This window comes from Aeromonas sp. TW 6 (genome assembly GCF_013168745.1).
Classification (GTDB): Bacteria; Pseudomonadota; Gammaproteobacteria; order Enterobacterales; family Aeromonadaceae; genus Aeromonas; species Aeromonas caviae.
In genome coordinates this window covers 78,385-103,175 of record NZ_JABERS010000009.1, presented here as the reverse complement: position 1 = coordinate 103,175, position 24,791 = coordinate 78,385, and the positions used below count along the sequence as shown (strand labels likewise).

23 protein-coding genes and 1 pseudogene are annotated in these 24,791 nt (G+C 59.6%); 11 read left to right on the top strand and 13 right to left on the bottom strand.

What is annotated here, in order from left to right; genetic code table 11:
• Positions 1–163: 163 nt before the first annotated feature.
• The 4 genes from HKD46_RS06785 to HKD46_RS06770 all read left to right on the top strand — a co-directional run bounded on the left by HKD46_RS06785 (position 164) and on the right by HKD46_RS06770 (position 7,296).
• Complete coding sequence (locus HKD46_RS06785; RefSeq protein ID WP_171865054.1) at positions 164–2,071, top strand: hypothetical protein; 1,908 nt, start codon at positions 164–166, stop codon at positions 2,069–2,071.
• Positions 2,072–2,075: 4 nt separating this feature from the next.
• The gene (locus HKD46_RS06780; RefSeq protein ID WP_171865053.1) at positions 2,076–2,537 is read left to right on the top strand and encodes a hypothetical protein; all 462 of its coding nucleotides are present in this window, start codon (positions 2,076–2,078) and stop codon (positions 2,535–2,537) included.
• Positions 2,538–2,605: 68 nt separating this feature from the next.
• Complete coding sequence (uvrD, locus tag HKD46_RS06775) at positions 2,606–4,777, top strand: DNA helicase II (RefSeq protein ID WP_171865052.1); 2,172 nt, start codon at positions 2,606–2,608, stop codon at positions 4,775–4,777.
• A 335-nt stretch (positions 4,778–5,112) separates the two neighbouring features.
• The gene (locus HKD46_RS06770) at positions 5,113–7,296 is read left to right on the top strand and encodes an AAA family ATPase (RefSeq protein ID WP_171865051.1); all 2,184 of its coding nucleotides are present in this window, start codon (positions 5,113–5,115) and stop codon (positions 7,294–7,296) included.
• 204 nt (positions 7,297–7,500) lie between these two features.
• On the opposite strand, the gene HKD46_RS06765 is transcribed toward HKD46_RS06770, so the two are convergent.
• On the bottom strand, positions 7,501–8,541 hold the full coding sequence (locus HKD46_RS06765; RefSeq protein ID WP_119197101.1) for an IS481-like element ISAs19 family transposase: 1,041 nt from the start codon (positions 8,539–8,541) through the stop codon (positions 7,501–7,503).
• Positions 8,542–8,664: 123 nt separating this feature from the next.
• Positions 8,665–8,865, bottom strand: a pseudogene (locus HKD46_RS21560) (hypothetical protein); the annotation flags it as partial.
• A gap of 173 nt (positions 8,866–9,038) precedes the next feature.
• On the opposite strand from HKD46_RS21560, the gene HKD46_RS06755 reads away from it, so the two are divergent.
• Complete coding sequence (locus HKD46_RS06755; RefSeq protein ID WP_171865050.1) at positions 9,039–9,566, top strand: hypothetical protein; 528 nt, start codon at positions 9,039–9,041, stop codon at positions 9,564–9,566.
• 107 nt (positions 9,567–9,673) lie between these two features.
• Here HKD46_RS06755 and HKD46_RS06750 read toward each other — a convergent pair whose 3' ends face one another.
• Complete coding sequence (locus HKD46_RS06750; RefSeq protein WP_171865049.1) at positions 9,674–10,567, bottom strand: LysR family transcriptional regulator; 894 nt, start codon at positions 10,565–10,567, stop codon at positions 9,674–9,676.
• A 278-nt stretch (positions 10,568–10,845) separates the two neighbouring features.
• A complete protein-coding gene (locus HKD46_RS06745; protein ID WP_104452049.1) occupies positions 10,846–11,631 on the bottom strand; it encodes a hypothetical protein in 786 nt (261 codons plus the stop codon).
• Between the two features lie 237 nt (positions 11,632–11,868).
• Here HKD46_RS06745 and HKD46_RS06740 point away from each other — a divergent pair, with 237 nt between their 5' ends.
• Complete coding sequence (locus tag HKD46_RS06740) at positions 11,869–12,210, top strand: SH3 domain-containing protein (RefSeq protein ID WP_171865048.1); 342 nt, start codon at positions 11,869–11,871, stop codon at positions 12,208–12,210.
• 105 nt (positions 12,211–12,315) lie between these two features.
• Here HKD46_RS06740 and ydfZ read toward each other — a convergent pair whose 3' ends face one another.
• Positions 12,316–12,513: a putative selenium delivery protein YdfZ gene (ydfZ, locus tag HKD46_RS06735; RefSeq protein ID WP_171865047.1), complete on the bottom strand. Its 198-nt coding sequence runs from the start codon at positions 12,511–12,513 to the stop codon at positions 12,316–12,318.
• Between the two features lie 290 nt (positions 12,514–12,803).
• Here ydfZ and HKD46_RS06730 point away from each other — a divergent pair, with 290 nt between their 5' ends.
• Positions 12,804–13,304 carry a DUF1993 domain-containing protein gene (locus HKD46_RS06730; protein WP_171865046.1) on the top strand — a complete coding sequence of 167 codons (501 nt, stop codon included), beginning with the start codon at positions 12,804–12,806 and terminating at the stop codon, positions 13,302–13,304.
• An 86-nt stretch (positions 13,305–13,390) separates the two neighbouring features.
• Here HKD46_RS06730 and HKD46_RS06725 read toward each other — a convergent pair whose 3' ends face one another.
• Both HKD46_RS06725 and HKD46_RS06720 read right to left on the bottom strand, forming a co-directional pair.
• Positions 13,391–13,840, bottom strand: coding sequence for an SRPBCC family protein (locus tag HKD46_RS06725; protein ID WP_171865045.1), 450 nt, complete (start codon positions 13,838–13,840; stop codon positions 13,391–13,393).
• A gap of 92 nt (positions 13,841–13,932) precedes the next feature.
• A complete protein-coding gene (locus HKD46_RS06720; protein ID WP_171865044.1) occupies positions 13,933–14,880 on the bottom strand; it encodes a LysR family transcriptional regulator in 948 nt (315 codons plus the stop codon).
• Positions 14,881–14,984: 104 nt separating this feature from the next.
• Between HKD46_RS06720 and eamB the strand changes: the two genes are divergently transcribed.
• Both eamB and HKD46_RS06710 read left to right on the top strand, forming a co-directional pair.
• The gene (gene eamB, locus HKD46_RS06715) at positions 14,985–15,572 is read left to right on the top strand and encodes a cysteine/O-acetylserine transporter (RefSeq protein WP_171865043.1); all 588 of its coding nucleotides are present in this window, start codon (positions 14,985–14,987) and stop codon (positions 15,570–15,572) included.
• A gap of 143 nt (positions 15,573–15,715) precedes the next feature.
• Positions 15,716–16,381, top strand: coding sequence for a chromophore lyase CpcT/CpeT (locus HKD46_RS06710; protein WP_041212148.1), 666 nt, complete (start codon positions 15,716–15,718; stop codon positions 16,379–16,381).
• Positions 16,382–16,434: 53 nt separating this feature from the next.
• Here HKD46_RS06710 and HKD46_RS06705 read toward each other — a convergent pair whose 3' ends face one another.
• The 6 genes from HKD46_RS06705 to HKD46_RS06680 all read right to left on the bottom strand — a co-directional run bounded on the left by HKD46_RS06705 (position 16,435) and on the right by HKD46_RS06680 (position 21,626).
• The gene (locus tag HKD46_RS06705) at positions 16,435–17,073 is read right to left on the bottom strand and encodes a LysE family translocator (RefSeq protein WP_010672488.1); all 639 of its coding nucleotides are present in this window, start codon (positions 17,071–17,073) and stop codon (positions 16,435–16,437) included.
• An 85-nt stretch (positions 17,074–17,158) separates the two neighbouring features.
• The gene (locus HKD46_RS06700) at positions 17,159–17,962 is read right to left on the bottom strand and encodes an AraC family transcriptional regulator (protein ID WP_010672489.1); all 804 of its coding nucleotides are present in this window, start codon (positions 17,960–17,962) and stop codon (positions 17,159–17,161) included.
• Between the two features lie 56 nt (positions 17,963–18,018).
• Positions 18,019–18,915, bottom strand: a complete 897-nt coding sequence (rarD, locus tag HKD46_RS06695) for an EamA family transporter RarD (RefSeq protein ID WP_134996686.1) — start codon at positions 18,913–18,915, stop codon at positions 18,019–18,021.
• A 122-nt stretch (positions 18,916–19,037) separates the two neighbouring features.
• Positions 19,038–19,211 (bottom strand): hypothetical protein, encoded by a 174-nt coding sequence (locus HKD46_RS06690; protein WP_010672491.1) that lies wholly within the window; start codon positions 19,209–19,211, stop codon positions 19,038–19,040.
• A gap of 124 nt (positions 19,212–19,335) precedes the next feature.
• Positions 19,336–20,832: an aldehyde dehydrogenase gene (locus HKD46_RS06685; RefSeq protein WP_171865042.1), complete on the bottom strand. Its 1,497-nt coding sequence runs from the start codon at positions 20,830–20,832 to the stop codon at positions 19,336–19,338.
• Positions 20,833–21,083: 251 nt separating this feature from the next.
• Positions 21,084–21,626, bottom strand: a complete 543-nt coding sequence (locus tag HKD46_RS06680; protein WP_010672493.1) for a cupin domain-containing protein — start codon at positions 21,624–21,626, stop codon at positions 21,084–21,086.
• A gap of 171 nt (positions 21,627–21,797) precedes the next feature.
• Between HKD46_RS06680 and HKD46_RS06675 the strand changes: the two genes are divergently transcribed.
• Positions 21,798–23,126, top strand: coding sequence for an aspartate aminotransferase family protein (locus tag HKD46_RS06675; RefSeq protein WP_171865041.1), 1,329 nt, complete (start codon positions 21,798–21,800; stop codon positions 23,124–23,126).
• A 98-nt stretch (positions 23,127–23,224) separates the two neighbouring features.
• On the top strand, positions 23,225–24,721 hold the full coding sequence (locus HKD46_RS06670) for a CoA-acylating methylmalonate-semialdehyde dehydrogenase (protein WP_039039524.1): 1,497 nt from the start codon (positions 23,225–23,227) through the stop codon (positions 24,719–24,721).
• The last annotated feature ends 70 nt before the right edge of the window (positions 24,722–24,791 follow it).

The following is a 24,791-nucleotide window of genomic DNA, read 5'->3' as shown; positions in this document are numbered from 1 at the left end:
CTCGCTCGGGGCCTGCGTGATGGCAAGCACACTCATATGGAAATGCATTGGTGTTTGTCATATGGATACGCTAGGTTATACCCGGATTAACTTGGCCCCCGGGATGGGGCCGTATTTTTTACATTTGTTCGGGTGATAAAAATGAAAAAAAAACGTGCTGAGTATGGCAGTGGCTTGTGTGTTGTCCGGTGTCATGTTGACCGCTTGCGGGGGTGGTGGTGACGATAACGGTGGCGGCAGCAATGGTGGCAACAATGGCGGTGGCACCGACACCGGCAGCAAGCCTCTTCACACTGCCGTCTTCCTGGATTCCGTCGTGGGTGGCCTCGACTATCGGTGCAACGATTACACCGGTGTCACCAATGCCAAGGGTGAATTCCTGTTTGATGATGGCGACACCTGCGAATTCGCATTGGGCAACCAACGCCTGGGGGCGGTGACCCTCAAGGCGGGCAACTCGTTGGTGACCCCTTACACCCTGGCGGGTGACGACAAGGAGAAAGCGATCCGCATTGCGGCATTGCTGCAGACGCTCGACAGCGACAGCAATCCGGAGAACGGCATCACCCTCGACAAGGCGCAGGTCGCGCAACTGGGGATCGTCGAACTGGGTAGCGATGACGCCTTCAACACCTCCCTGGTCGAGGCGCTGAAAACAGCGGGCCTCACCAAGGCCGTCGTCTCTCTGGCTGCGGCGAAAGCCCACCTCTCCGCCACCCTGGCTGGCGTCAATGGCCGCTCCGTGGCGGTCGACAAGGTGCTGAGCGATCTGCAGGGACTGACCGATCTGAAAAACCTGGACGTCGAGAGCAAGTTCAAGGAGTACAAGGAGACCCTGCAGGCCGAGACCGGTGAGAGCGGCAAGGCCGATCGCCAGATCGTGCTGGCCATGCTGACCATGCTGGAGGTGACCAACAACCCCGTGGTGGCTGAACGCCTGGGCTTCACCTCGTCCGCCATTGGCAGTGGTTACAGCACCAGCCTGGCCAAGGTGATGGATGTCATCATCCACACCCCCGGCACCGCCTCCGTGGCGCTCAAAGGTGGCAAGGGATATACCCGTGACGTGGCCAAGCTGATGGGCGCCTATGCCGACAGCCTGGAAAACGTCGCGGCTGCCCTGGCCGATATCCAGGATCCGGATTACAGCGCCACCTATGGCGATGACGATACCGTCACCCTCAACCTCGACGGTGCCAAGGCACTGCGGGCGTCTGCGATGGCGATGGCATCGGCCCTCAACATCGCCGCCTCCTACCAGTACGGTCCGGACAGCGCCTATGTCACCCAGCAGGAAGAAGTGACCTTGCCGCGTATGCACATCAAGGACACCTGGGGCATGCAGCCGACCACCACCTATGAAGAGAGCAGCAGCACCTTCGAGACCCAGTTCAGTCAGCAGGAAATCGAGCCGGATGCGCTGGTGGCGCACGCCGATTTCTTCCGTTTGACCGACGATGCCAAGGCACGGTTGGCCAAGGCCAAGTCGCAGTTGAAGGATGCGGTGAGCCTCGCTCTGACCATCGATCAGAGCAAGCTGGACGAATCGTTGACCCAGGATGAGATCGAGGCCAATGCCGCGACTCTCAAGGAGCTGGCGAACCACTTTGCAGGCACTGTGCCCACTATCCAGTGGGAAAGCATCGAGACCCGATACGTCAATACCGGCATGGGCTGGCAGCCTCAAGAGGTGGGGGTGAAGTACAACATCAATGTGCTGCCGTTCTTCGATGAGATGCTGGATCGCAGTGACATGACCATCAAGGTGACCGGCGGCTGTGATGGCGCCGTGGGGGCGCGGGATGCCGAGCTGTCCAAGGGCATGGGAGAGCCCATGTGTCTCATCACGAGCGACGAGTTCAAGGCACTTGCCCAGAGCGATCGCGGCGCACTGAAGTACATCGGCTGGATGCAGGAAGATCAGGAGAGCCACACCGCCATCTATGCCAAGGGGGTGGGTTATGACTGGTCAACCCAGATGACGCCGGTGGCCGGGTCGACCTTTGACAAGGTATTCGTCTCCTGTACCGACCTGGATGACAACAAGGTCAGCTGTGCCGATCAGCTGTAAACCAGTGGGAGCGCTCCTGACGGGGGCGCTCCTGTTGTGGATGCCGGTGGCACAGGCTGCCGGCATGCTGACGCGCTACACCGATTATCGGGAGCGTGTCTTCGATCGTCAGGGTCAGTTGCAATATCAATTGACCACCCACGAATACTTGCAGCGGATGCCCAGCGGGCGTCCGTCATTGTCCAGTCTGTTTGCGTTGCGAGAGATGCAACGAGCATCACTGCAGCTCAAGCAGGGCACCTTGATGGTGAATGACGTCATCGTGCGCTTCGAGCATGGGCATTATCAGGACGGCATGCTGGTGATGGGGAACACGGAAGTGACCCTGCCTGAGGGCCGCATGCTGGCCTCTTCACTGCGATTTGATCCCGTCCAGCAGGTGCTGGATGCCCCCCGCGCCCGGCTGCTCAGCTTTTCCGGTGAGGTACTGGGCCAATACCGGGACTATCACCGCCCCCTTCGTTGATCCTGCCGGTTGGTCTCTGGCGGCTCAGGCCGTATAATCCCCGCCTGTATAAATAAACAGGAGTGGTGATGGACGTTTCAACCCTGCTCGACGGGCTCAATGACAAGCAAAGAGACGCGGTGGCGGCCCCCCGTTGCAACCTGCTGGTGCTGGCCGGTGCCGGTTCGGGCAAGACCCGGGTGCTGGTGCACCGTATCGCCTGGCTGATGCAGGTGGAACGCTGTTCACCCTTCTCCATCATCGCGGTGACCTTTACCAACAAGGCGGCGGCCGAGATGCGTGGCCGGGTCGAGAAGGTGATCGGTGACGGCGTGCGCGGCATGTGGATCGGCACCTTCCACGGCATCGCCCACCGACTGCTGCGGGCCCACCATCTGGATGCGGGGCTGCCGCAGGATTTCCAGATCCTCGACTCCGACGACCAGTACCGCCTCATTCGCCGGGTGCTCAAGGCGCTCAATCTGGACGAGAAGCACTGGGCCCCGCGCGCCGTGATGGGCTACATCAACGGCAAGAAGGACGAGGGGCTGCGCCCCGGCGACATCGATCTCTACGGCGACCCCGTCACCCGCACCTATCAGCAGATCTACAAGACCTATCAGGAGACCTGCGATCGCTCCGGGCTGGTGGACTTCGCCGAGCTCCTGTTGCGGGCCCACGAGCTGTGGCTCAACAAGCCGCACATCCTCGAGCACTACCGCGACCGCTTCCAGAACATCCTGGTGGACGAGTTCCAGGATACCAACGGCATCCAGTACGCCTGGCTGCGGATGCTGGCGGGCGACACCGGCAAGGTGATGATCGTCGGCGACGATGACCAGTCCATCTACGGCTGGCGCGGCGCCAAGATTGAGAACATCCAGCGTTTCCTGACCGACTATCAGGGGGCGCAGACCATCCGCCTGGAGCAGAACTACCGCTCCACCGCCAACATCCTCAAAGCCGCCAACAGCGTCATCGCCAACAACTCGGAGCGGCTCGGCAAGGAGCTGTGGACCGAAGGGGCCGAGGGCGAGCCGATTTCGCTGTACGCCGCCTTCAACGAGGTGGACGAGGCCCGCTTCGTGGTCGGCCGCCTCAAGGATTGGAAAGAGAAGGGGGGTCTGCTCGCCGACTGCGCCATCCTCTATCGTTCCAACGCCCAGTCGCGGGTGCTGGAAGAGGCGCTGATGCAGGACGCCATGCCCTATCGCATCTACGGCGGCCTGCGCTTCTTCGAGCGCCAGGAAATCAAGGACGCCATGGCCTACCTGCGCCTTATCAACAACCGGGGCGACGACGCCAGTTTCGAGCGGGTGGTCAATACGCCGACCCGCGGCATCGGCGATCGCACCCTCGAGATCTTGCGTATCAACGCCCGCGATCAGGGCCAGAACCTGTGGCAATCGGCCAAGGCACTGCTCAATGACAAGGTGCTGACCGGCCGCGCCGGCAACGCGGTGCGCGGCTTTGTGGATCTCATCGACGCGCTGGAGGAGCAGGTCTCCCTGCTGCCCCTGCACCAGCAGGCGGATATCGCCATCCAGCACTCCGGCCTCAAGGCCATGTATCTGGCGGAAAAAGGCGAGAAATCCCAGGCGCGGGTAGAGAACCTGGACGAACTGGTCACCGCCTGCCGCCAGTACCAGCGCCCGGACGAGCTGGAGGATATGAGCGATCTCTCCGCCTTCCTCGCCCACGCGGCGCTGGAATCCGGCGAGAATCAGGCGGACGAATATGCCGATGCGGTGCAGCTGATGACCCTGCACAGCGCCAAGGGGCTGGAGTTCCCGCTGGTGCTGCTGGTCGGTGTGGAAGAGGGCATGTTCCCCAGCCAGCAATCCACCGAGGAGTCAGGCCGCCTCGAAGAGGAAAGGCGCCTCTGTTACGTCGGCATGACCCGCGCCATGGAGAAGCTCTACATCTGTTATGCGGAGAGCCGCCGCATCTACGGCCGCGAGATGTTCCACAAGCCGAGCCGCTTTATCCGCGAGATGCCCGCCGAGTGTCTGGAAGAGATCCGGCTGCGCACTCAGGTCAGCCGCCCCACCCAGTACGGCCGCTTCAGCCAGAACGAGGTGCAGCAGAGCTTCGACGCCAGCGGCATCAAGCTCGGCCAGCGGGTGCTCCATCCGAAATTCGGGGAAGGAATCGTGCTCAACTTCGAAGGGGTCGGCCAGCAGAGCCGGGTGCAGATCCAGTTCGACGACGTCGGCGCCAAGTGGCTGGTGACGGCGTATGCCCGTCTTGAGGCGCTGTAACTTCTCTGCCTTTTGATGCAATCAACCCGGCTTAGGCCGGGTTGGGTTTTAAATCTGTCATCATGGCTGTCATAAGTCCTAGAACATTTAAATACTCTTCGCTGTTCACCTCCCTGCTCCTTACGTCATCCTCCCTGATAGCGCCTTGAATATTCTCTTTGCCCCTAAAAGGATTGAAGGGGATCAACCACCTAGTCTCTCTTTATTTACCCGCCATAACACCTTGTGTGAAAACTGGGATGGTCATCACGGTACTTTTTTCTTAAATCCTAATTAATAAGCATCTTTATATCATATTTCATGAGCCATCTAATACATAGAGCAAGGTTGCAGCGATGAAGCTAAAAATAGAAAAGTTAAAGAGAGATAACATTTTCACAGATGATTTCTTAGCATTGAAATCAAATAATGAAATAGATTTTGCCAGTAAAAGCATATGTGTACTTTATGGTCCGAATGGGACAGGTAAAACAAGCCTTTCAAAAGTCTTATCTAGAGAAAAAAATGCTCAGTATACAATATCATTAGATGGCTCAACGTTCACAGAAAAAGATGAGCCTGTTGCACACATAATTTCTGATCAGAATGACAGAAACTTAATTCAAGGCGAGACCCAAGATTTCATATTGGGAGACAATATAAGAAGAGAGTACGAACTAAAGGAGAGGCTAAACTCGAACTTTTCTACGCTTTTTGAAAAAGATTTAGTTTCCTTACTTAAAAATAAATATGGTATTAGTACAAAAAACTCCTTTTTTGACGAATTAATTTTAGATAAGAGTTACTTGAGCTACATTTCTGATATTGCAAACAATCGCTCTAAAGGTAAAGCTATAGATAGGCTTGATTTTATTAAAAAAATATATGAAGAAAAGGATTTTAGCGAAATTGTTTTCGATGAAGAGAAATTGAAATACTTTGTAATAGATTATGGTGAAAAGGAATCAGCCATCAGAGCTGTAATTTCTTATACATTCAACCTTACAGATAAAGATAAGAAAATTGCAAAGCTAGAAGAACAAAATCAAGCAATAAATATTTTGAAAAAATATAATTATCTTGATGATTGCATTATTTGTGATCACTCAATTAATTCAGAAGAACTTCTTGCTAAAAAAAGTAGTCAGCTTCACGATACCCAGAGTACGTTATCGGATGAAGAGAAGCTAATCGCAGAAAAAATAATTAAAGGTCTACCGCAAAATGATCCATTTAACATAAGAGATAACGTTTTAACGGCAATTAACAGATCGGATAGAACTTTTATTGATAATTTGGTTGCGGATTTCAATAGATACAAAAATATTTACTGGGAATGCCTAAAAAGAGATTTTGTCAACACTTCAAAAAATTACACTCTAAAAAGTGATAGTGATGAATACCAAAAATTAATGTTAAATAAACCTGAGTTTGACAGTGAGGATATTTTATTTATAGAGAGATTTCTAAATGAGACATTAGAAAGAAAGATCTCCTTGGAAAGGGATGATAATGGTAATATCAAGCTGCTTTTAGGTGGGGCTGAATTTCTACAAGTAGACAGAACAAAGCTGTCTTTAAGTAATGGTGAGCAAAACTTCTTATCCCTATCTTTCGAATTATTGAAAGCTAAAAACATAAATGCAAAATTTATTGTGTTAGATGATCCAATATCAAGCTTTGACTCAATTTATAAGAATAAGTTAGCCTATGCCATTATCTCATTTTTGCGCGGAAAAAAATCGGTAATCCTTACCCACAATACCGATCTAATTAAATTATTAGAGCATCAACAGCAACAAAGCATTAACCTATACTACTTTAATAACATAGAGGGTGAAAACAATGGATTTATTCCAGTTAATAGGGATGAGCTAAAAATACTGTTGTATATACACGAATTATTAGATCTTTTAAGAGATGGAATAAAAAATGAAGTTTTAGATAAAAAACAATTCCTCATATCCATAGCACCATTCATGCGGGGCTACTGTCAAATAATTGGTCTTAAGAATGAAAAGAACGAGTTGACTAAGCTCATGCATGGATATAATTCAGAAAAAGTAGACCTAGTAAAAATTTATACATCTTTATTTGGCAAGCTAGATGACTTTTTTGATGGTACTGAATGTATGATTTCGGCGTTTGACATCATCAACATGGATAGCCAATCATTTAATCCTATAAAAAAAGACACATATCCATTGCTTTCCAAATCGTTACGTCATACGATGAATTATTTATTCCTCAGGCTTAATGTAGAAAATACATTAGTGAATAAATTTAATATAGATACGAAAAAGCATGATCTATTATCTCAAATAATATTGGCTGCATTCCCTATCAAAGGAGATACACCACAGAAGAGAGCACATAGGGTTTTCTTTATGTCCAGAAAAACATTACTAAATGAATTTAATCATTTCGAAATGGACATGAATATATTTCAGCCTGCTATTGACATTACAGACAAATCCTTGAATAAAGAAAGGACGCAAATTATGGACAAGCTAGAAGATCTTAAGGCAGAGCTTACATAATCTATTTTTCTATTTCTCCCTATCCATTTAGGCTCGCTGGAGCACTTGCTTATCGATATATCAATTAAATTTGAGATATCTACTTTTTAACAAAGGCGTAGCTGGTGAAGCTACGCCGTGTTTTTGATGAAGTGTTATCCGGTTTTAAGCCGGATTGTACAGATCTAGTTATCACCTGACACCGGCCTCAAACCGGTGTCTTGTTTACGCTACTTTAGTGCGCACTTCCTTCGGTATCAATTTCAGACCCTTCTTGAACATGCTGTAAGGCGTCTGTCCCTCCATCATCCTGCCCTGATGTGGCCGCTGGGTGTTGTAGTGTTCCAGGTAGCTATCCAGGTCTGTCTGCATCTGCTCTACCGACTCATACCAGGTCGTCCTCCCCTTGATACGGAAGTGTTCATCCAGCAGTGTGCGATGCAGCCGTTCGATAAAGCCGTTGCTCTGCGGCCTGCGTACCTTGGTTGTCCGGTGCTCAATCCCCTCCAGTTGCAGGAACAGCTCGTAGGGATGGTGGTCAGCTCGTCCACAGAACTCGCGCCCGTTATCCGACAGGATGGTATAGACCCGTGCCTCGTGGGCCTCGAAAAACGGCAGTACCGTTTCATTGAGCACATGAACCGAGGTCACCGGCAGCTTGCTGGTGTAGAGCCGTCCCCAGGCGTGGCGGCTATAGCAGTCCAGCACGGTTTGCAGATACACCTTGCCAACCCCCTTGAGCGCGCCGACGAAGAAGGTGTCGACCGCCACCAGTTCTCCGGTGTAGTGAACCTCAATCTGGCGTTCGCGAAACTCGGGGCTGAAGCGTTCGAGCAGGCGAATCTGCTCGTCATTGAGCTCAATGGTCTGCTCCCGGTGAGTTTTCTCAAGGCGCAGCAAGCGGTCGTGCTTGGAGAGCAAGTCGTGCCGTTGCCACACGCCACGCACACCGCCCGCACTGACATTGATGCCTTGCAGAGCCAGTTCTTGCGCGACCCGCAGCGGGCCATGAGTTGGTCTGGTGAGGGAGTAATCGAGGATGGCCTGTTCAATCTCGGGAGCGACCCGATTGGGATGAGCCCCTTTACACCCGGGCAATTTGTCGAGCAATCCCTCGGCGCCATAGGTCTGGTAGTTACGGCGAATTTCGTAGAACTGCTGACGGCTGTAGCCGATGAGCTTGCAGGCTTTGCTGACATTATTGAGCTCTTTGGCGAGCTCTAGCAGGCTGAGTTTGCGACGTGCTACTTTCTCGTTGGTGGTCATACGGTGACTCCGGATAACACGGTAGGGGTACCGTTTTGTTATCCGGTTTGAAGCCGTATGACCACTCCCTTTTGTGGGCAACTGTCAGGTGAATACCATCTCCATACAGATGCAGGAATCTAATCACTTAACCAACTTGCTCTCCATTACCCCTGGCTTGTCCTCCTCTTCACTGATCTGACTCAGCTTGGAGCGGGCCATCAGCAGGCCCATCTTGACCTCCTGCCAGACGTAGTAGCTTCTACCCGCCTCGGTGCTGTAGGGTCAGGGTGGCATCGTTCTCCGACTTGGAGTGATGGTGTGGCTGCCCGGCGCCCTCTGTTTTGGTTGGAAGAAAGGCAAATAAAGCTTCGCATGGGGCTGCATCGTCGAGCAACTATTCAGGTCACCCCAGATGTGACGGGATTCAATATTCCAACAATTAACCGGCATGGTGCGGTACTTGGACGGTGCAGCGAACCACGGCATACTGCCCCGTCATCAGATGGGAGTCATTGATGTCTACATGGATGCCGACACTGCGCTGGCTAGGGCGATGGTTGTTACGAAAAACGGTGCTGGCGCTGCTGACCAGCCTGCTCTTTTTGCTCTCGTTCACCCTGTTCCAATACGTTTCCTGGTGGCCTGCACTGGCCGAGGATACTTTCCTTCAATGGGGCGGCTTCTCCCCCAGTCATACCTTGGCTGAGCTGATCCCGGCCATGCTGGAGTTCAGCGCCGTACTCGCTTGTGCTTTCTGGCCCCTGTTTTTGCTGACGCCCCGTCCGCTGTTGCTGCCGCTCTTTGCCGGGCTCTGGTTGTGGCAGACCTATGACCTTGCCTTTATGACGGCAACCGCGTCGACCTGGCTGCCCCACGAGATCATCTGGACCTTTATCCTGCCTTATACCCACTGGCTGCTGCTCACCCTGCTGGCGGCGTTGCTGCTGATCCGCCAGCTCGGCAGGCGACTATTTGCTGACACACGGGCAGGGGGAGCACCCCGGACGGCAAGCGGTAGCCAGGGGGATCGACCGATGACGTGATCGTCCGATTCCGCGATCGTCCGATGACGCTTCGCTAATCGAACCTACACGCTGCATACAGGTATCGTGGCCGAGAGGCACAAACTCCAAGCTCCCGCCTGTCTGACTCACCTCAACTGAAACGCCTTGACGAGAAATTCGATAAAGAGCCGTACGTTGCGCGACTGCTCCTTGTGGAAGGGGTAGACGGCGAACAGGGCGTGGGGGTCGGGTTGCCAGTCGGGGAGCAATCTGACCAGGGAGCCGTCCGACAGGTCGTTTGACACGAATTCATCCGGTACCAGGATCACCCCAAGCCCCTGCACCGCCGCCTGTTTCAGGGCGATGCCGTTGTTGGCGCAGAAGCTGGCGGGGGGCAGTTCCACCGCCACGCTCTCCGCGTCCCGGGTGAAGAACCATTTGTTGGGGGAGGAGGAGAGGCTGTAGCGCAGGCAGTTGTGGCCCTTGAGATCCGCCGGGTGGGCGGGCTGGCCCGCCTCCTTCAGGTAGTCGGGGGCGGCGCAGAGCACCCGCTGCACCTCGCACAGGGGTTTGGCGCGCAGGGTGGAGTCCTCCAGGGTGCCTGCCCCCCGGATCACCACGTCCAGCCCCTGATCCACCAGATCCATGTAGGCGTCGCTCAGGATCACCTCGATGCCGATTTCCGGATAGCGGCGCTGGAATTCGCAGACAAGGGGGTTGAGGCGGATCAGCCCGTAGGACATGGGCATGCCGATCCTCAGCCTGCCTCTGGGGGTGAAGGAGGCGGCCATGATGGACTGGTCGGCGGCCTCCAGGCTGTCCAGCACGGCGCATATCTGGCCGTAATAGGCCATACCCGATTCGGTGACGCTCAGCCGCCTTGTGGTGCGGTTGATGAGGGCGATGCCGAGAAAGGCTTCCAGCTCGTTGATGTTCTTGCTGACCGCCGCCTGGGAGAGGCGCAGATCGTCCGCCGCCGCCCTGAAGGTGCCCATTTCCACCACCCGGCGAAAGACGTTCAGCGCCGTGATCTTGTTCATCCTGCCCCCGTTAATTCACTACTGGTAAATGATGGCGCCATCATTGCGCACTTTTATCACAATAGTGCGGTTCCCCGGGGTGTCCACCCCCCATCCCCCGCCAGACAGAGAGCTGCCCGTGGCAGACCGGCCCGGATCATGGCCCTCCGGGCGTGGCAGAGACGCAGACGAAAGAGAGGCGATGGGCCCCGGGCACCCCGGCCCCGAGGCGGCAGGCATAGCAGGCATAAAAGCAGGCGGCAGGGCCCGGGCCCCGCCGCCAGATGGCACGCACCGGCTTACTGCACCTTGCCGGGGGCGGGGGGCAGGGTGATGCCGACATCGGCCCAGGGGTTGGTGCCAAGCAGCTGGGCGTGGGGCACGTCCGCCTGGTAGCGCATGGTGAATGCCCTGGGGCCGTGGGCGAAGGCCACCAACAGCCCCTGTTTTGCATCCATCAACCCGGCGTGCATGCCGAGCCCGTGATAGCTGATCCGCACGGCCTTGTCCTCCAGGCCCACCTTGTCTATCTGGAAGCGGGCGATGCTGCCGTCTTTGAGGGTAAAGCCCCAGCGGAACGGGCCGCCGCTGACCACCGTCATCACCTCGTCGATGTCGGTGCCGTCCTCGGCGGAGTTGACGTGCATGCGGCCATATTTGCCGAGCACGGCGCTGCGGGTGCGCTCGTCCAGCGCCATCAGGTCATAGACCTTGGGGTAGGGGCCGACGCCGGTCTCCTCAGTGGCGACGCCGCCCCCTTGCACCGCAGGCTCGCGCCCTGCGAGCCTGGCCTGCTCCAGCAGCTCCCCCTGACTCAGGTTGAAGGCCGCAATCAGGGCGCCGTGCTCCGCTTTGGTCAACGCGCGGCGGTGGGAGGCTTCAAGCAGCGGCCTGGCGGCCTCGGGAATGTCGACGGTGACCACGTTGACGCCGATGGGGTTGAGCGCGTTGTTGACCGCCTCGACGCCGGTCACGGCGGGGCGGCCATCGCTGAACTGCACCGAGACCAGGTCACCGGCGAAGGTGTTGAAAGAGAAGGCCGAGGCGAGGGTGCCGGCCAGCAACGGGATATGGGTGAGTTTCATACAAGACTCCTCGTTAAGGTTCGAGAAGCAGTCTAGGGCGGCGATGTGTTCACTGAAATGACACTCGGATGATATGAAAATTCACTGGCAGTAATGAATCGTGGGGATCAGGGTCGTCGGCCCGCCCTGGGGGAGAGCACCCTCTGCCAGAGGGTGTGAGCCCGGTTGACGCAACGGGGCCCGGCTTGTGGTATGACTCGGGGCGTCATCAAACAGAACCTGTCGGAGGAAGAGACAATGCTGGCGTTGATCACCACGGCGCACCACACCTGTTACCCCAATCCCATCGCCTTTCGGGCCGGAGAGCGGGTGCGCATCGGCCACGAGGACGACGAGTTCCCGGGCTGGGTACGCACCTTTACCGCAGACGGCAACGAGGGGTGGGCGCCCCTGTCCCTGCTGACCCCGATCGGCACGGAGGAGGCGCAGGCGCGCCAGGACTATACCGCCCGGGAGCTGGACGTGGCGGCGGGGGAGCGGGTATGGGTGGATCGGGAGCTGGCAGGCTGGCTCTGGGTTCACAACGAAGCGGGGCAATCAGGCTGGATCCCGGCCAGCTGCATCGCCTCGCCCTCATAAGGTGCAGCGGCTCGAAGAAGAAGTAGAGAGGGGAGAGAGAAACCCGGCCAGCGACATGGCGTGCGGCCGGGTGAATTGTAAAGAGTAGGGTGACGGAAAACGGGATCAGCCTAGTCTAATCAACTCGATGGGGGCGTACTGCTCCCGGGAGTTGGCCAGCAGCACGCACTTCTCATGCTCGGCCTGATAGGGGGTCAGGTTGTCGGTGTGGGCCTCTTTCAGAAAGTCGACGGCGCCGGTGGCGGCGATCATCACCCGTTGGCCCAGGGTCAGCACATTGCGGTTTCGATCGTAGATCTTCATGGCATTCTCCTTGTGGGATGGGTGCCCCGGCCCGTGCCGGGGCAACGGGCTCCAGACTACGCCCCTCGAAAAACGAGATGCCTGTCACAGATCAAAAAAAGGGGAAAGAGGGACTCGGGGCGGCGACGGGGTATGGCGCTCTGGCCTCGCAGCCCGCCGGTGATCGCCACCGCCTGTCGCAGGGCAGGGAGGACGCCCCCGCTTTTCATCCCCTCGGGCTCGAACTGCAAGGGGGATGCGCTATAGTGGAGCCGCTCGTTTTACTGCCTTCAACCAACCGAGAGTGCATTATGAATCGTGATATCGCAGCCCAGTTCATCAAGATGCTGACCAACCTGGACCAGTGTCTGGCCAAGGCCGAGGCCCACGCCGAGGCAAAGAAATTCAACGTGGACAACTTCTTCAATGAGCGCCTCATCGTCGACATGCTGCCCCTGAGCAAGCAGGTGCTGATCTGCTGTGACAGCGCCCGCGCCGTGGTGGCCACCGCCAGCCTGAGCGAGCCGCCGGTGCTGGGGGATGATCCCAAGACCATGGCGGATCTGCGCGCCCACGTGGCCAAGACCATCGCCTACCTGCAAGGCAAGCTGGACGCCGATTTCAGCCAGTATGCGAGCGGCCACTACTATCCCTACTGGGCCGGTGGCAAGGGGATGGACGGCCACAGCTGCGTGCATGAGTACGGCATCCCGAACTTCTACTTCCACCTCACCATGACCTATGCCCTGCTGCGCCAGGGCGGGGTGGATCTGGGCAAACGGGACTATCTGGGCGGCCTGAACCTGCAATGAGTGCTGGGCATTGCACATGAAAAGAGCCTGCCATCCGGCAGGCTCTTTGCTTTTTGCGGGTCCGGCATCCCCGGGATGGCGCCGGGTCATTCGTTCGGGATCTCGGGCTCCACCAGGGCGGCGAGCTGCACCAGGGACTCCTGCCAGCCGAGGTAGCACATGGCCACCGGGATGAGCTCGGGGATCCCGGCCTGCTCTATCTCCAGGCTGGTACCGCACACCACCTCGGTCAGGGTGATGGTGACCCTCATCTCCCCCGGCAGGTTGGGGTCGTCGAAGCGGTCGGTGTAGCGGATGCGCTTGCCCGGCTCCAGCGCGAGATACTCGCCGCCGAAGGCGTGGGTGTGGCCGCTGGCGAAGTGGGTGAACGACATCCTGAACTGGCCGCCGACCCTGGCATCCAGCGCCGCCACCTTGCAGGTGAAGCCATGGGGCGGCAGCCATTTGGCCAGGGCGTCCGGCTCGATAAAGGCTCTGTATACCCGCATCGGCGGGGCCTTGAGTACGCGGTGCAGGGTGACTGTTCCTGTGCTCATCTTGGGTTCCTTCTCGGTTGTATCCGAGCAAGGATAGTCGCTCGGGGGAAGGACAACCGAGGGTCAGGAGTCGTGGCGCTCCCATTGAAGGGTTAGGTTGTCATCCGGCGGCGCGCGTCCTGGTCGCCATGAGCGGCCGCATTTGCCGCTGGCGGCTCCTCCTCTGTCAGGCACGTCTGCACGCACTCCATAAACACCCGCATGGCGGGGCTGACAAACTTGCCGGCGTGGTGGGCGCACAGGGCCGTGATGACGAGGGGCGTGGGGGAGAAGGGCAGCTCCTGCAGCTCCCCCGAACTCAGCTCCCGCTCGACGGCGAAGCGGGGCAGGAAGGAGACGCCGAGGTTGCTGGCCACGCAGCGCTTGATGCTCTCTATGCTCCACAGCTCTATGGTGCCGTCCAGAGTGATGGCTCGCTGGCGTAATGTGCTCTCGAAAATCTGACGGAAGATGCACTGGGGTTCGTTGATGATGAAGCTGACCGGCAGGTGCTGATCCGGGCGGGTGAAGTCGATACCACCGCTGAGGGCGGGGGAAGCTACCAGCACCAGGGGTTGCTCGCCAAAGCTCTCCATCAGCAGGGCGGCATCGTTGCCGACCCGATAGAAGATACCGAGATCGGCCTCGTCCGCCAGCAGCGCATCGCGAATGACGTAGCAGTTCAGGGACCGGAGCGACAGTCGGACCCCGGGAGCCAGCCGCTTGAAGCGCTCGAGCACCGCCGGCATCTTGTAGGCCAGCAGAGTTTCGCCGATGGCGACCCTGAGCTCGCCGCTCGGCTCGGCGTCCTGCTGCGCCGCCTGGCGCAGACCCGACATCACTCGGATCATCTCGTGCACATGCGGCATGATGTTCTGTCCGGCCTTGGTCAGGCACATGCGACGCCCTATTTTTTCGAACAGTTGTAGCGAAAGTTCCTGCTCCAACTGCTGGATATGGAAGGTTACCGTCGACTGGGTGCAGCAGAGCTTGCGGGATGCCTTCACGAAGGAGCCCTCCTCGATCACCGTCTTGAGGGTAATGAGACGTCGCAAATCCATGGGGACTCCAATTCATCGAAATGGTTGAATTTAGAATGCTAAAACATTCGATTTTTTGATGCCAGTGGCCGCGTTAAGGTATCACTCCCATTTGGAGAAACACCATGACCACGACCCTTGTCAGCGCATTTTTGACTTACACCCTGATCACGGCCATGACGCCGGGACCGAACAACATACTGGCTCTGAGCGCCGCCAATCAGCATGGTCTGCGCCGCAGTAGCCGGGTGCTGGCGGGCATGAGTGCGGGCTTCCTGCTGATCATGCTGCTGTGTGCCCTGTTCACCTTCACCCTCATCAGCCTCTCCCCCGCGCTGGTTGGCTGGCTCAGCTGGGCCGGGGCGGCTTATGTGCTCTGGCTGGCCTGGCGCATTGCGGCCAGCGGCTCCAACCTGTCGAGCACAGATGGAGCCTTGCCCGGCTTCTGGACCAGCTTCTGGCTGCAGTTCGTGAACGTGAAGATCATCCTCTACGGCATCACGGCGCTCTCCACCTTCGTGTTGCCCCACACCACAGAATTCGTCTGGGTGCTGGGCGTCAGCCTGCTGCTGGCGCTGATCGGCACGCTGGGGAACCTCTGCTGGGCCCTGGCGGGTCATCTGCTGCAGCCCCTGTTCCAGCGCCACGGCCGCATTCTGAACCTGACGCTGGCGGCCTTGTTGGTTTACTGTGCGCTTCGGATGCTGATCTGACGGAACGCAGGCCGGGGTGCGTCGCCTCCTTTCGCCTGCAGAGGGGATTTTTCGTTTTCTCTTCAAGGAGTTGATCAAGATAGAGGTTATTGTCACCGTTCGCTCATATAATCGCCGCCATGCAAGCGACTCGGAAGGATTCGATGACACAGCTGATGGCGGCCCTGCTGGGGCTGTTTTACGCCAGCCTGATCTGGGCGGCGCCCGTCCCCTTCGTGACGGCCCCCGGCCCCCATGCCACGCAGGGGAGGCTGGAGCCCCTGCTCTCCTGGTTCTCGGGGGAGTTTTCCAGCCAGGAGCAGGCCACCTTCGATGCCCGCTTCACCAGCGCCGAGCTGCGGCTGGTGGAGATCTGGCCCGGGGAAGGCCCCTTTCGCTGGGTCTATGCGGAGCAGTTTCTGACCGAGCGGGCGCAGCGACCGTTTCGCCAGCGCATCTACCGCTTCTCCTCCCTGCCCGATGGCCGCATCCTGATGGCCGAACTGACCATGCCGAGGGCCACGGATTTTGCCGGCGCCTGGCGTCGGCCCGAGCTGCTTGACTCCCTCACCCCGCAGCAACTCTCCCTGCGCGAAGGGTGCGAGATCTGGCTGACCCGCCAGCCGGGCGGGGAGTACAAGGGACAGACCCGGGTCGGGCATTGCGCCACCGATTTTGGCGGTGCCACCACCCTGGTGCAGTACCTCTGGATCGGCCCGGACAGTGTCCGGCTGCTGGACAGGGCCTATGACAACGGTGCCCATCAGCGCTGGGGCAGCCCGGGGGAGGGTTACGTCTACCTGCGCAAGGGGATGCGGCGCGGGGAGTAGTCGCGCCGTCCGTCAAGGCCTGTCCCTGCTTGCCGCCAACAAGGGCGTGCCGGTCAGGCCGCTGGCCAGTGCCCCTGCAGATCCACCAGGATGGAGAGGCTGACCGCGCCAAACAGCAGGCCTGTCATCAGGTTGAGCGGGCGCTGGATGCGGCCGAGCAGGTGCTGGGCGCGGGGAGTGGAGAGGCTCCAGGCCAGGGCGCTGAACCAGACGAGGGAGAGCAGGAACAGCTCCAGGATCAGCAATCCCCGGGTCAGGCCATCCACCTGGGGCGTCACCATGGCGGCCAGCAGTCCCATGAAGAACAGCATCGCCTTGGGGTTGAGCAGATTGGTGGCCAGCCCGCTCTTCACCCCCTTGCGCCAGCCCGGCCGCTCGCCTCCGGCGCGCAGCGCCAGATCCCCGCTTCCCTGCCAGGCCGCTTTCAGCGCCCCCCAGCCCAGCCAGCCCAGATAGAGGGCACCCACCAGTTTCACGGCGAGAAAGAGCCAGGGCTGGCTTGCGATCAGCAGGCTGATGCCGGTCAGGCTCAGGGTGGCGTGGAGCAGGATGGCGAGGGCGATGCCAAGGGCCGCTCCGAGGGCAGTGGGCCTGTGCAGGCTGGTGCGCAGGATGAGTGCGAAATCCGGGCCCGGGCTCGCCAGAGCGACGAGGTGGACGAGACCCAGGGTCAGAAACAGGCTGGTGAACATAAAAGACCTCCGACAGCGGTATGGAGGTGACAGCATGGGGCAGGACGGGGGACGGGAGATTGTAAAAGATTGCAGCAGCGGTGATTCAGGCGGGCAGCATCTGCTGGCGATACTCCGCCGGGGTGAGCCCGAAGGCCTGACGAAAACCGTGGTGGAAGTGGCTCTGATCGAAGAAGCCCACCGCCAGTGCCACTTCGCTCACCGGCAGACCGCTGCCGAGCAGGCGCTTGCCCTGTTCGAGGCGCAGCCGCTTGAGCCAGGCATAGGGGGTCATGCCGGTCTTCTTCTTGAACTGACGCAGGAAGGCGAAGCGATCCAGCCCGAACAGGGCGGCCAGGTCCTCCAGGGTGTGGCGCTCGTCCAGCCGGGCCAGCAGATGGTCGCGCAGGAACCTGAGCTGGGGATCCGCCAGGGCGTGGCGCTCGGGGGCGAGCCGGAACAGTTCACCCAGCAGGGCCAGCAACTGGCTCTCCGCCAGCAGGCCGTCGGGGGCAGGGCCGTCCAGGTGCATGTGCAGGCGGGCAAAGCCCTGATAGAGGTCGGGGCGGCTCTGCAATCCCTGGTGGAAAAAGGGCTCGGGGTGTTCCGGCAGCCAGCGGGCCAGCTGCTCGGGGGCGATGGAGAAGACCCGCACCTCGTACCCTTCCGGCAGCAGGCTGAGGCCGTCGTGCATCTCGTCCGGGTTGACGGTGGAGAGTTCGCCGCGCACCAGGTTGTGGCTGTTCCCCTTGTGGATGAACTTCTGGCCGCCCCGCTGCACCAGACCGATATGGTAGTCCAGATGCACGTGGCGGCCATAGCTGAACTCCCTGTGGTGGGAGTGGGAGAGTTCAACCCCCGGCAGCAGCCGAGATTGCCAGTAGTGGATGCGGGATTGGGGTGCGTTCATCCCCTATTGATACCCCGAAAGCGGCCCCTTGGCTTGTAGATTATTGCGCCGGCGCCTCAGACGGCCTCCTGGCGCCGCTTGCCGCTGCGCAGGCCATCCAGGCTGAACAGCACCAGGGCGCTCCAGATGCAGCCGAAGGTGATCATCTTGTCCAGCGCCAGCGCCTCGCCATACAGGGTCACCGCCAGGATGAACATCAGGCTGGGGCCTATGTACTGGAAGAAGCCCAGGGTGGAGAGCTTGAGCCGGGTGGCCGCTGCGGTGAAGCAGAGCAGGGGGGCCGTGGTGACGGCGCCCGCGGCGATGAGCAGCAGGTTCAGGTGCCAGTCATTCTGGGTGAGGTGGCTGGTGGGGCTGTCGGCGATGCCCCACAGATAGAAGGCGGCTGGCGGCAGCATGATCAGGGTCTCGATGAGCAGGCCGGTGAGGGCGTCCAGGGCCAGTTTCTTGCGAATGAGGCCGTAGATGGCGAAGCTCGAGGCCAGCACCAGGGCTATCCAGGGCAGGGAGCCGAAGGCGATGAGCTGGACGGCAACACCGACAAAGGCGAGCCCTACCGCCCACCACTGCAGGCGGCGTAGCTTCTCGCTCAGAAACACCATGCCGAGCAGCACGTTGAACAGGGGGTTGATGTAGTAGCCCAGGCTCGCATCCAGCATGTGGCCATTGTTGATGGCCCAGATGAACAGCAGCCAGTTGCCGCCGACGGTGACGGAGGTGAAGGCCAGGGTGAGCAGCACCTTGGGCTGGCGCAGCACCGCCTGCACCTTGTGCCACTGGCGTCCGAGCAGCACCAGCACCATCAGCAGGGCGCAGGACCAGATCATGCGGTGGGTCAGGATCTCGGCGGCCGGCACGGCGGAGAGGGACTTGAAGTAGATGGGTGCCAGGCCCCAAAGGGTGTAGGCGCCGAGGGCATAGAGGACGCCCTGGCGCTGGATCTGTTGTTGCATGCGGATAACCTTCACTGGAGTGCGGATGTCGGGAAACATCGCAAAAAGTCAGTGTAGCGATCCTTTTGCAGGGAAAGAAGACAATAAATGGGTCTGACGGGATTTTAACAGCAGGAGCAACTTCAGCGACCGCCCCCGCGGCGGATCTTCTCCACGTCCATCAGCAGCCATAGCATGAGGGCGATGGCGGAGATCCAGGGGCCCCAGGTGACATAGGCTTCCCCCTGACCCAGCACGAAGAACAACAGCGGCAGTCCCACCACCAGAAACAGTACACTTCCCAGAAAAAACAGCATTTTTATCTTTAAATTTAATGGCTTGCTATTTGACGATTATATCGATTGAGCGAGGGGATAAAAGAGTAAAAATGAGAAAGGGGGATTTCTCCCCCTGTTTTGTTGATAAGCGTCATTTATGACGTTATTCGAGCTGGATCCAGGTGCTTTTCAGCTCGGTGTACTTCTCCAGGGCGTGCAGGGACTTGTCGCGCCCGTTGCCGGACTGCTTGAAGCCGCCAAACGGCATGGTCATGTCGCCGCCATCCCAGTTGTTGACGAAGACGGTGCCGGCGCGCAGGGCGCGCGACCCTTTCACCGCCTGGTTGAGATCCGCCGTCCAGATGGCGGCCGCCAGGCCGTAGTCGGTGTCGTTGCCAAGGGCGATGGCCTCTTCCAGGGTGTCGAAGCCGGTCACCGCCAGCACGGGGCCGAAGATCTCCTCGCGGAAGATGCGCATCGTCGGGGTCACGTCGTCGAAGATGGTGGGTTCGATGTAGTAGCCGCCCTCCTCGGGCTGGGTGCGCTTGCCCCCCAGCAGCAGCTTGGCGCCCTCCTGCTGGCCGATGGCGATGTAGTTGAGCACCTGCTCCATCTGGATGTGGTCCACCATGGCGCCGATGCGGGTGGTGGGGTCGAGCGGGTTGGCCGAGATCCACTCGTGGGCGTGGGCCAGCAGCCGCTCCATGAACTGGGGCTTGATGCTGTTTTGTACCAGCAGGCGGGAGGCGGCGGTGCACACTTCCCCCTGGTTGTAGAAGATGGCGCCGACGGCGCTTCTGGCGGCGGCGTCCAGATCCGGTGCATCCGCCAGCACGATGTTGGGGCTCTTGCCGCCGCACTCCATAAAGGCGCGCTTGAGGTTGGACTTGCCGGAGCACTGCACCAGATGCTTGCCGATCTTGGTGGAGCCGGTGAAGGTGATGCAGTCGACGTCCATGTGCATGGCCAGCGCCTCGCCCACGGTATGGCCGAAGCCTGGCAGCACGTTGAAGACGCCGTCGGGGATGCCCGCTTCCTTCGCCAGACCCGCGATGCGCAGGGCGGTGAGGGGGGATTTCTCGGAGGGTTTGAGGATCACCGAGTTGCCGGTGGCGAGCGCCGGGCCCAGCTTCCAGCAGGCCATCACCAGGGGGAAGTTCCAGGGCACGATGGCAGCCACGACACCGAGGGGCTCGCGGGTCACCAGGGCCAGGGCGGACTCTTCCACCGGGGCGACCTGATCGTAGATCTTGTCTATCGCCTCGGCGTTCCAGGCGATGCAGTTCGCGGCGGCGGGGGCGTCATACCCCATGGCGTCGCCGATGGGCTTGCCCATATCCAGCGACTCCAGCAGTGCCAGCTCCACCAGGTTCAGGCGCATCAGCTCGGCGAAGCGCTGCATGATGAGCTTGCGCTGCTTGGGAGAGAGGCCGCACCAGCGCTTGTCGTCGAAGGCGGCACGGGCCGCCTTGACCGCCAGCTCGGCATCGGCGGCGTCGCAGGAGGCGACCTTGGTCAGCAGTTGGCCGTTGGCCGGATTGATGCAATCGAAGGTGGCGCCGTTGACGGCATCCCGGTAGGTGCCGTCGATAAAGGCTTGCGAGGGCAGGGTCAGATGGGCGGCCTTGTGTTGCCACTGGGCCAGGGTCAGGTCACTCATGTTCACTCCTTGAACCGGCAGAAAGTCAGTCTCCGCGTATCAATATGCTAAACATCCTGCCGCTTGTAAATCCATCTTGTAACAATTCATTAAACACTGACTCCGAACAACCCGGGCCAACGGCGGGGCAAACCGGGCGCCCTGGCCTGTGGTGTCGGGGGCCGCGCGGCGGGGCTGGAGCCCGTGTCGCGGGCCTGATCCCCGGGTCGGGCAGGGGGGGATCCCGGCGGGCTGTTCCGGGAGAAGGCCCGTCAGAAGCTGGCGGGCGTGTTGGCCGAGATCAGCACGCACTCCTGATCCCCCACGTTGCGAAAACGGTGGGGAGTGCGGCTGTCGAAGTAGTAGCCATCCCCCGGTGCCAGCAGGTGAACCTGCTCGCCCACGGTGACTTCCACCTGACCCCGGATGACGATGCCGCACTCTTCCCCTTCGTGACTCAGCATGTCGTCACCGGTGTCGGCGCCCGGGGGCAGTATCTCCTGCATCATGCCGATGGCACGGTTGGCGCGGCTGTGACCCACCAGACGGTAGCTGATGGGGTGGGTGCCGAGATCCGGCATGTCGTCCGCACGGAAGATCACCTCGGAATCCATCTCCGTCTCGTCGGTGAAGAAGCTGGCCAATGACATGGGGATGCCTTCCAGCACCTTGCGCAGGGAGGCCACCGAGGGGCTCACCTGATTTTTCTCGATCTGGGAGATAAAGCCGTTGGTCACACCGGAGCGTTTTGCCAGCTCGCGCTGGGAGAGGGCCGCCTTGGTGCGAACCGCCTTGAGGCGGTGACCGATATCCATCGATAGACACTCCTTGACTGTTTACTATTATTAAAATTGTGTTAAATATCTTATACCACCCCTGAGGGGTGACACCAAGCCGGGCGATAAAAGCCCTTTTTTATGGATTCAGGTGTTTAATTTAATAGGCATTAGCCGGGTGTTACTAAACGCCTTAAGGATGAGGTGACCATGAAACCTGTCAGCGACATCAATACCCCCGACATGTCCGCATTCTGGATGCCGTTCACCGCCAACCAGCAGTTCAAGGCGGCGCCGCGCATCCTGAAGTCGGCAGAGGGGATGTATTATCACTCAGAGGATGGCCGCAAGATACTGGATGGCACTGCCGGACTCTGGTGTTGCAACGCAGGCCATGGTCGGCGCGAGATCGCCGAGGCGGTCTCCCAGCAGATCTCCCACCTCGATTTTGCCCCCACCTTCCAGATGGGCCACCCCCTGCCGTTCGAGCTGGCCAACCGGCTGGTGGAGATCGCCCCCAAGGGATTCGGTCACGTCTTCTATACCAACTCCGGATCGGAGTCCGTGGACACCGCGCTCAAGATTGCGCTGGCCTGGCAGCGGGCTCGCGGCCAGGGGACCCGTACCCGGCTCATCGGCCGCGAGCGCGGCTACCACGGGGTGGGTTTTGGCGGCATCTCGGTGGGGGGCATTCCCGGCAACCGCAAGTGGTTCGGCTCCCTGCTGACCGGGGTGGATCATCTGCCCCACACCCTCAACATAGGGAAAAATGCGTTCACCAAGGGATTGCCAGCAGAAGACCTCATCCTGGCCGATGAACTGGAGAAGATTGTTTTTCTGCACGACGCCAGCAACATCGCGGCGGTCATCGTCGAGCCCATCGCCGGCAGCACCGGGGTCATCATGCCCCCCAAGGGCTATCTCAAGCGGCTGAGGGAGATCTGTACCAAACACGGCATCCTGCTGATTTTTGACGAGGTGATCACCGGTTTCGGCCGCCTCGGCTCCCCCTTCGCCGCCCAGGAGTTCGACGTCATCCCCGACATGATCACCTGCGCCAAGGGGCTCACCAACGGCGCCATCCCCATGGGGGCCGTGCTGGTGCAAAACCATATCTATGACGACATGATGGCGGCGGGCAAGGGGGCCATCGAGCTGTTCCACGGCTACACCTACTCGGGCCACCCGGTGGCGGCGGCGGCGGGTCTGGCCACCCTCGAGATCTACCGGAGCGAAAATCTGCTGACCCGGGCAGCCGAGCTGGCGGGCTACTGGGAGGAGGCTGCCCATTCCCTCAAGGGCTGCAAGCACGTGAAGGACGTGCGCAACTACGGCCTGGTGGCGGGCATCGAACTCGAATCCATGCCGGATGCACCGGGCAAGCGGGCCTACGAGGTGTTCGTGCGCTGTTTCGAGAAGGGGGCGCTTATCCGGGTGACCGGCGACATCATCGCCCTGTCGCCTCCCCTCATCATCGAGCGCAGCCAGATCGACGATCTCTTCACCCTGCTGCAGGACGCCCTGCAGGCCCAGGACTGACCCCCACATCACACAGGATGGCGCTCGTCCCGGGCGTCATCCCCCTGTGCTGCCCCGGCGCGGCGAGGGGAGGACGGATGACCCATCACGGAGGATTTATGAGTTACAGGATCGACAACTTCATCGACGGCGAGACGACCGAGAGTCGCAGCGAGCGTTTCGGTGCCATCTTCAATCCGGCCACCGGCCAGCAGCAGGGCTCCGTCGTTCTCAGCACGGCCGATGAGTGTGCCGAGGCGATTGCCTGCGCCGAGCGCGCCTTTGGGGAGTGGTCCCAGACCCCGCCGCTGGTGCGGGCCCGGGTGCTGTTTCGCTTCAAGGAGCTGATGGAGCAGCACAGGGACGAGCTGGCCCAGCTCATCAGCCGCGAGCACGGCAAGGTCTTCTCCGACGCCCAGGGGGAGCTGACCCGGGGGCTGGAGGTGGTGGAGTTTGCCTGCGGCATTCCCCACCTGCTCAAGGGGGAGCACTCTCTCAACGTGGGCCGCGGGGTGGACAGTCACTCCATGATGCAGCCGGTGGGAGTCTGCGCCGGCATCACCCCGTTCAACTTCCCTGCCATGGTGCCGCTCTGGATGTTCCCGGTGGCCTTGGCCTGCGGCAACACCTTCATCCTCAAGCCCTCGGAGAAGGATCCGTCCCTCTCTCTGCGCATGGCCGAACTGCTCAAGCAGGCGGGCCTGCCGGACGGGGTGCTCAATGTGGTCAACGGCGACAAGGAGGTGGTGGACGTGCTGCTGACCGACCCGAGGGTCGGTGCCGTGTCGTTTGTCGGCTCCACCCCCATCGCCCAGTACATCTATGCCACCGCTTCGGCCCACGGCAAGCGGGTGCAGGCCCTGGGCGGCGCCAAGAACCACATGGTGGTCATGCCGGATGCCAATCTGGATCAGGCGGTTTCCGCCCTGATGGGGGCCGCCTATGGCGCGGCGGGCGAGCGTTGCATGGCGATCTCGGTGGCCGTGGTGGTGGGTGACGAGACCGCCGATGCCCTGGTGGCGAAGCTCTCGCCCCTGGTGGCGGCCCTGCGGGTCGGCCCCGGCCTTGGTCAGAGTCCGGAGAACGAGATGGGGCCCCTCATCAGCCGGGAACACCTGGCCAAGGTGCGCGGCTACGTGGATCAGGGGGTGGCCGAGGGGGCCGAGCTGGTGGTGGATGGCCGGGGCCTGAGCCATGGCGAGGGCTACTTCATCGGGGGCAGCCTGTTCGATCGGGTCGGCCCCGAGATGCGCATCTACCGGGAGGAGATCTTCGGCCCCGTGCTCGCCATCGTGCGGGCCCCGGACTACGAGACGGCCCTGCGCCTCATCAACGAACACGAGTACGGCAACGGCACCGCCATCTTCACCGGTGACGGAGATACCGCAAGGGACTTCACCACGCGGGTTCAGGTCGGTATGGTAGGGGTGAACGTTCCCATTCCGGTGCCCATGGCGTTTCACAGCTTTGGTGGCTGGAAACGGTCCATCTTCGGGCCGCTCAACATGCACGGGCCGGATGGGGTGCGCTTCTACACCCGGATGAAGACGGTGACCGCCCGCTGGCCCCAGAGCCTGCGCGCCGGCGCCGAGTTCTCCATGCCGACCATGAAGTGAGCCACCGGCTCGCTGCCATGGCTTTAATCTCTTGCCCCCGCAGGCCGCCGGTCTGCGGGGGCGCTTCTGT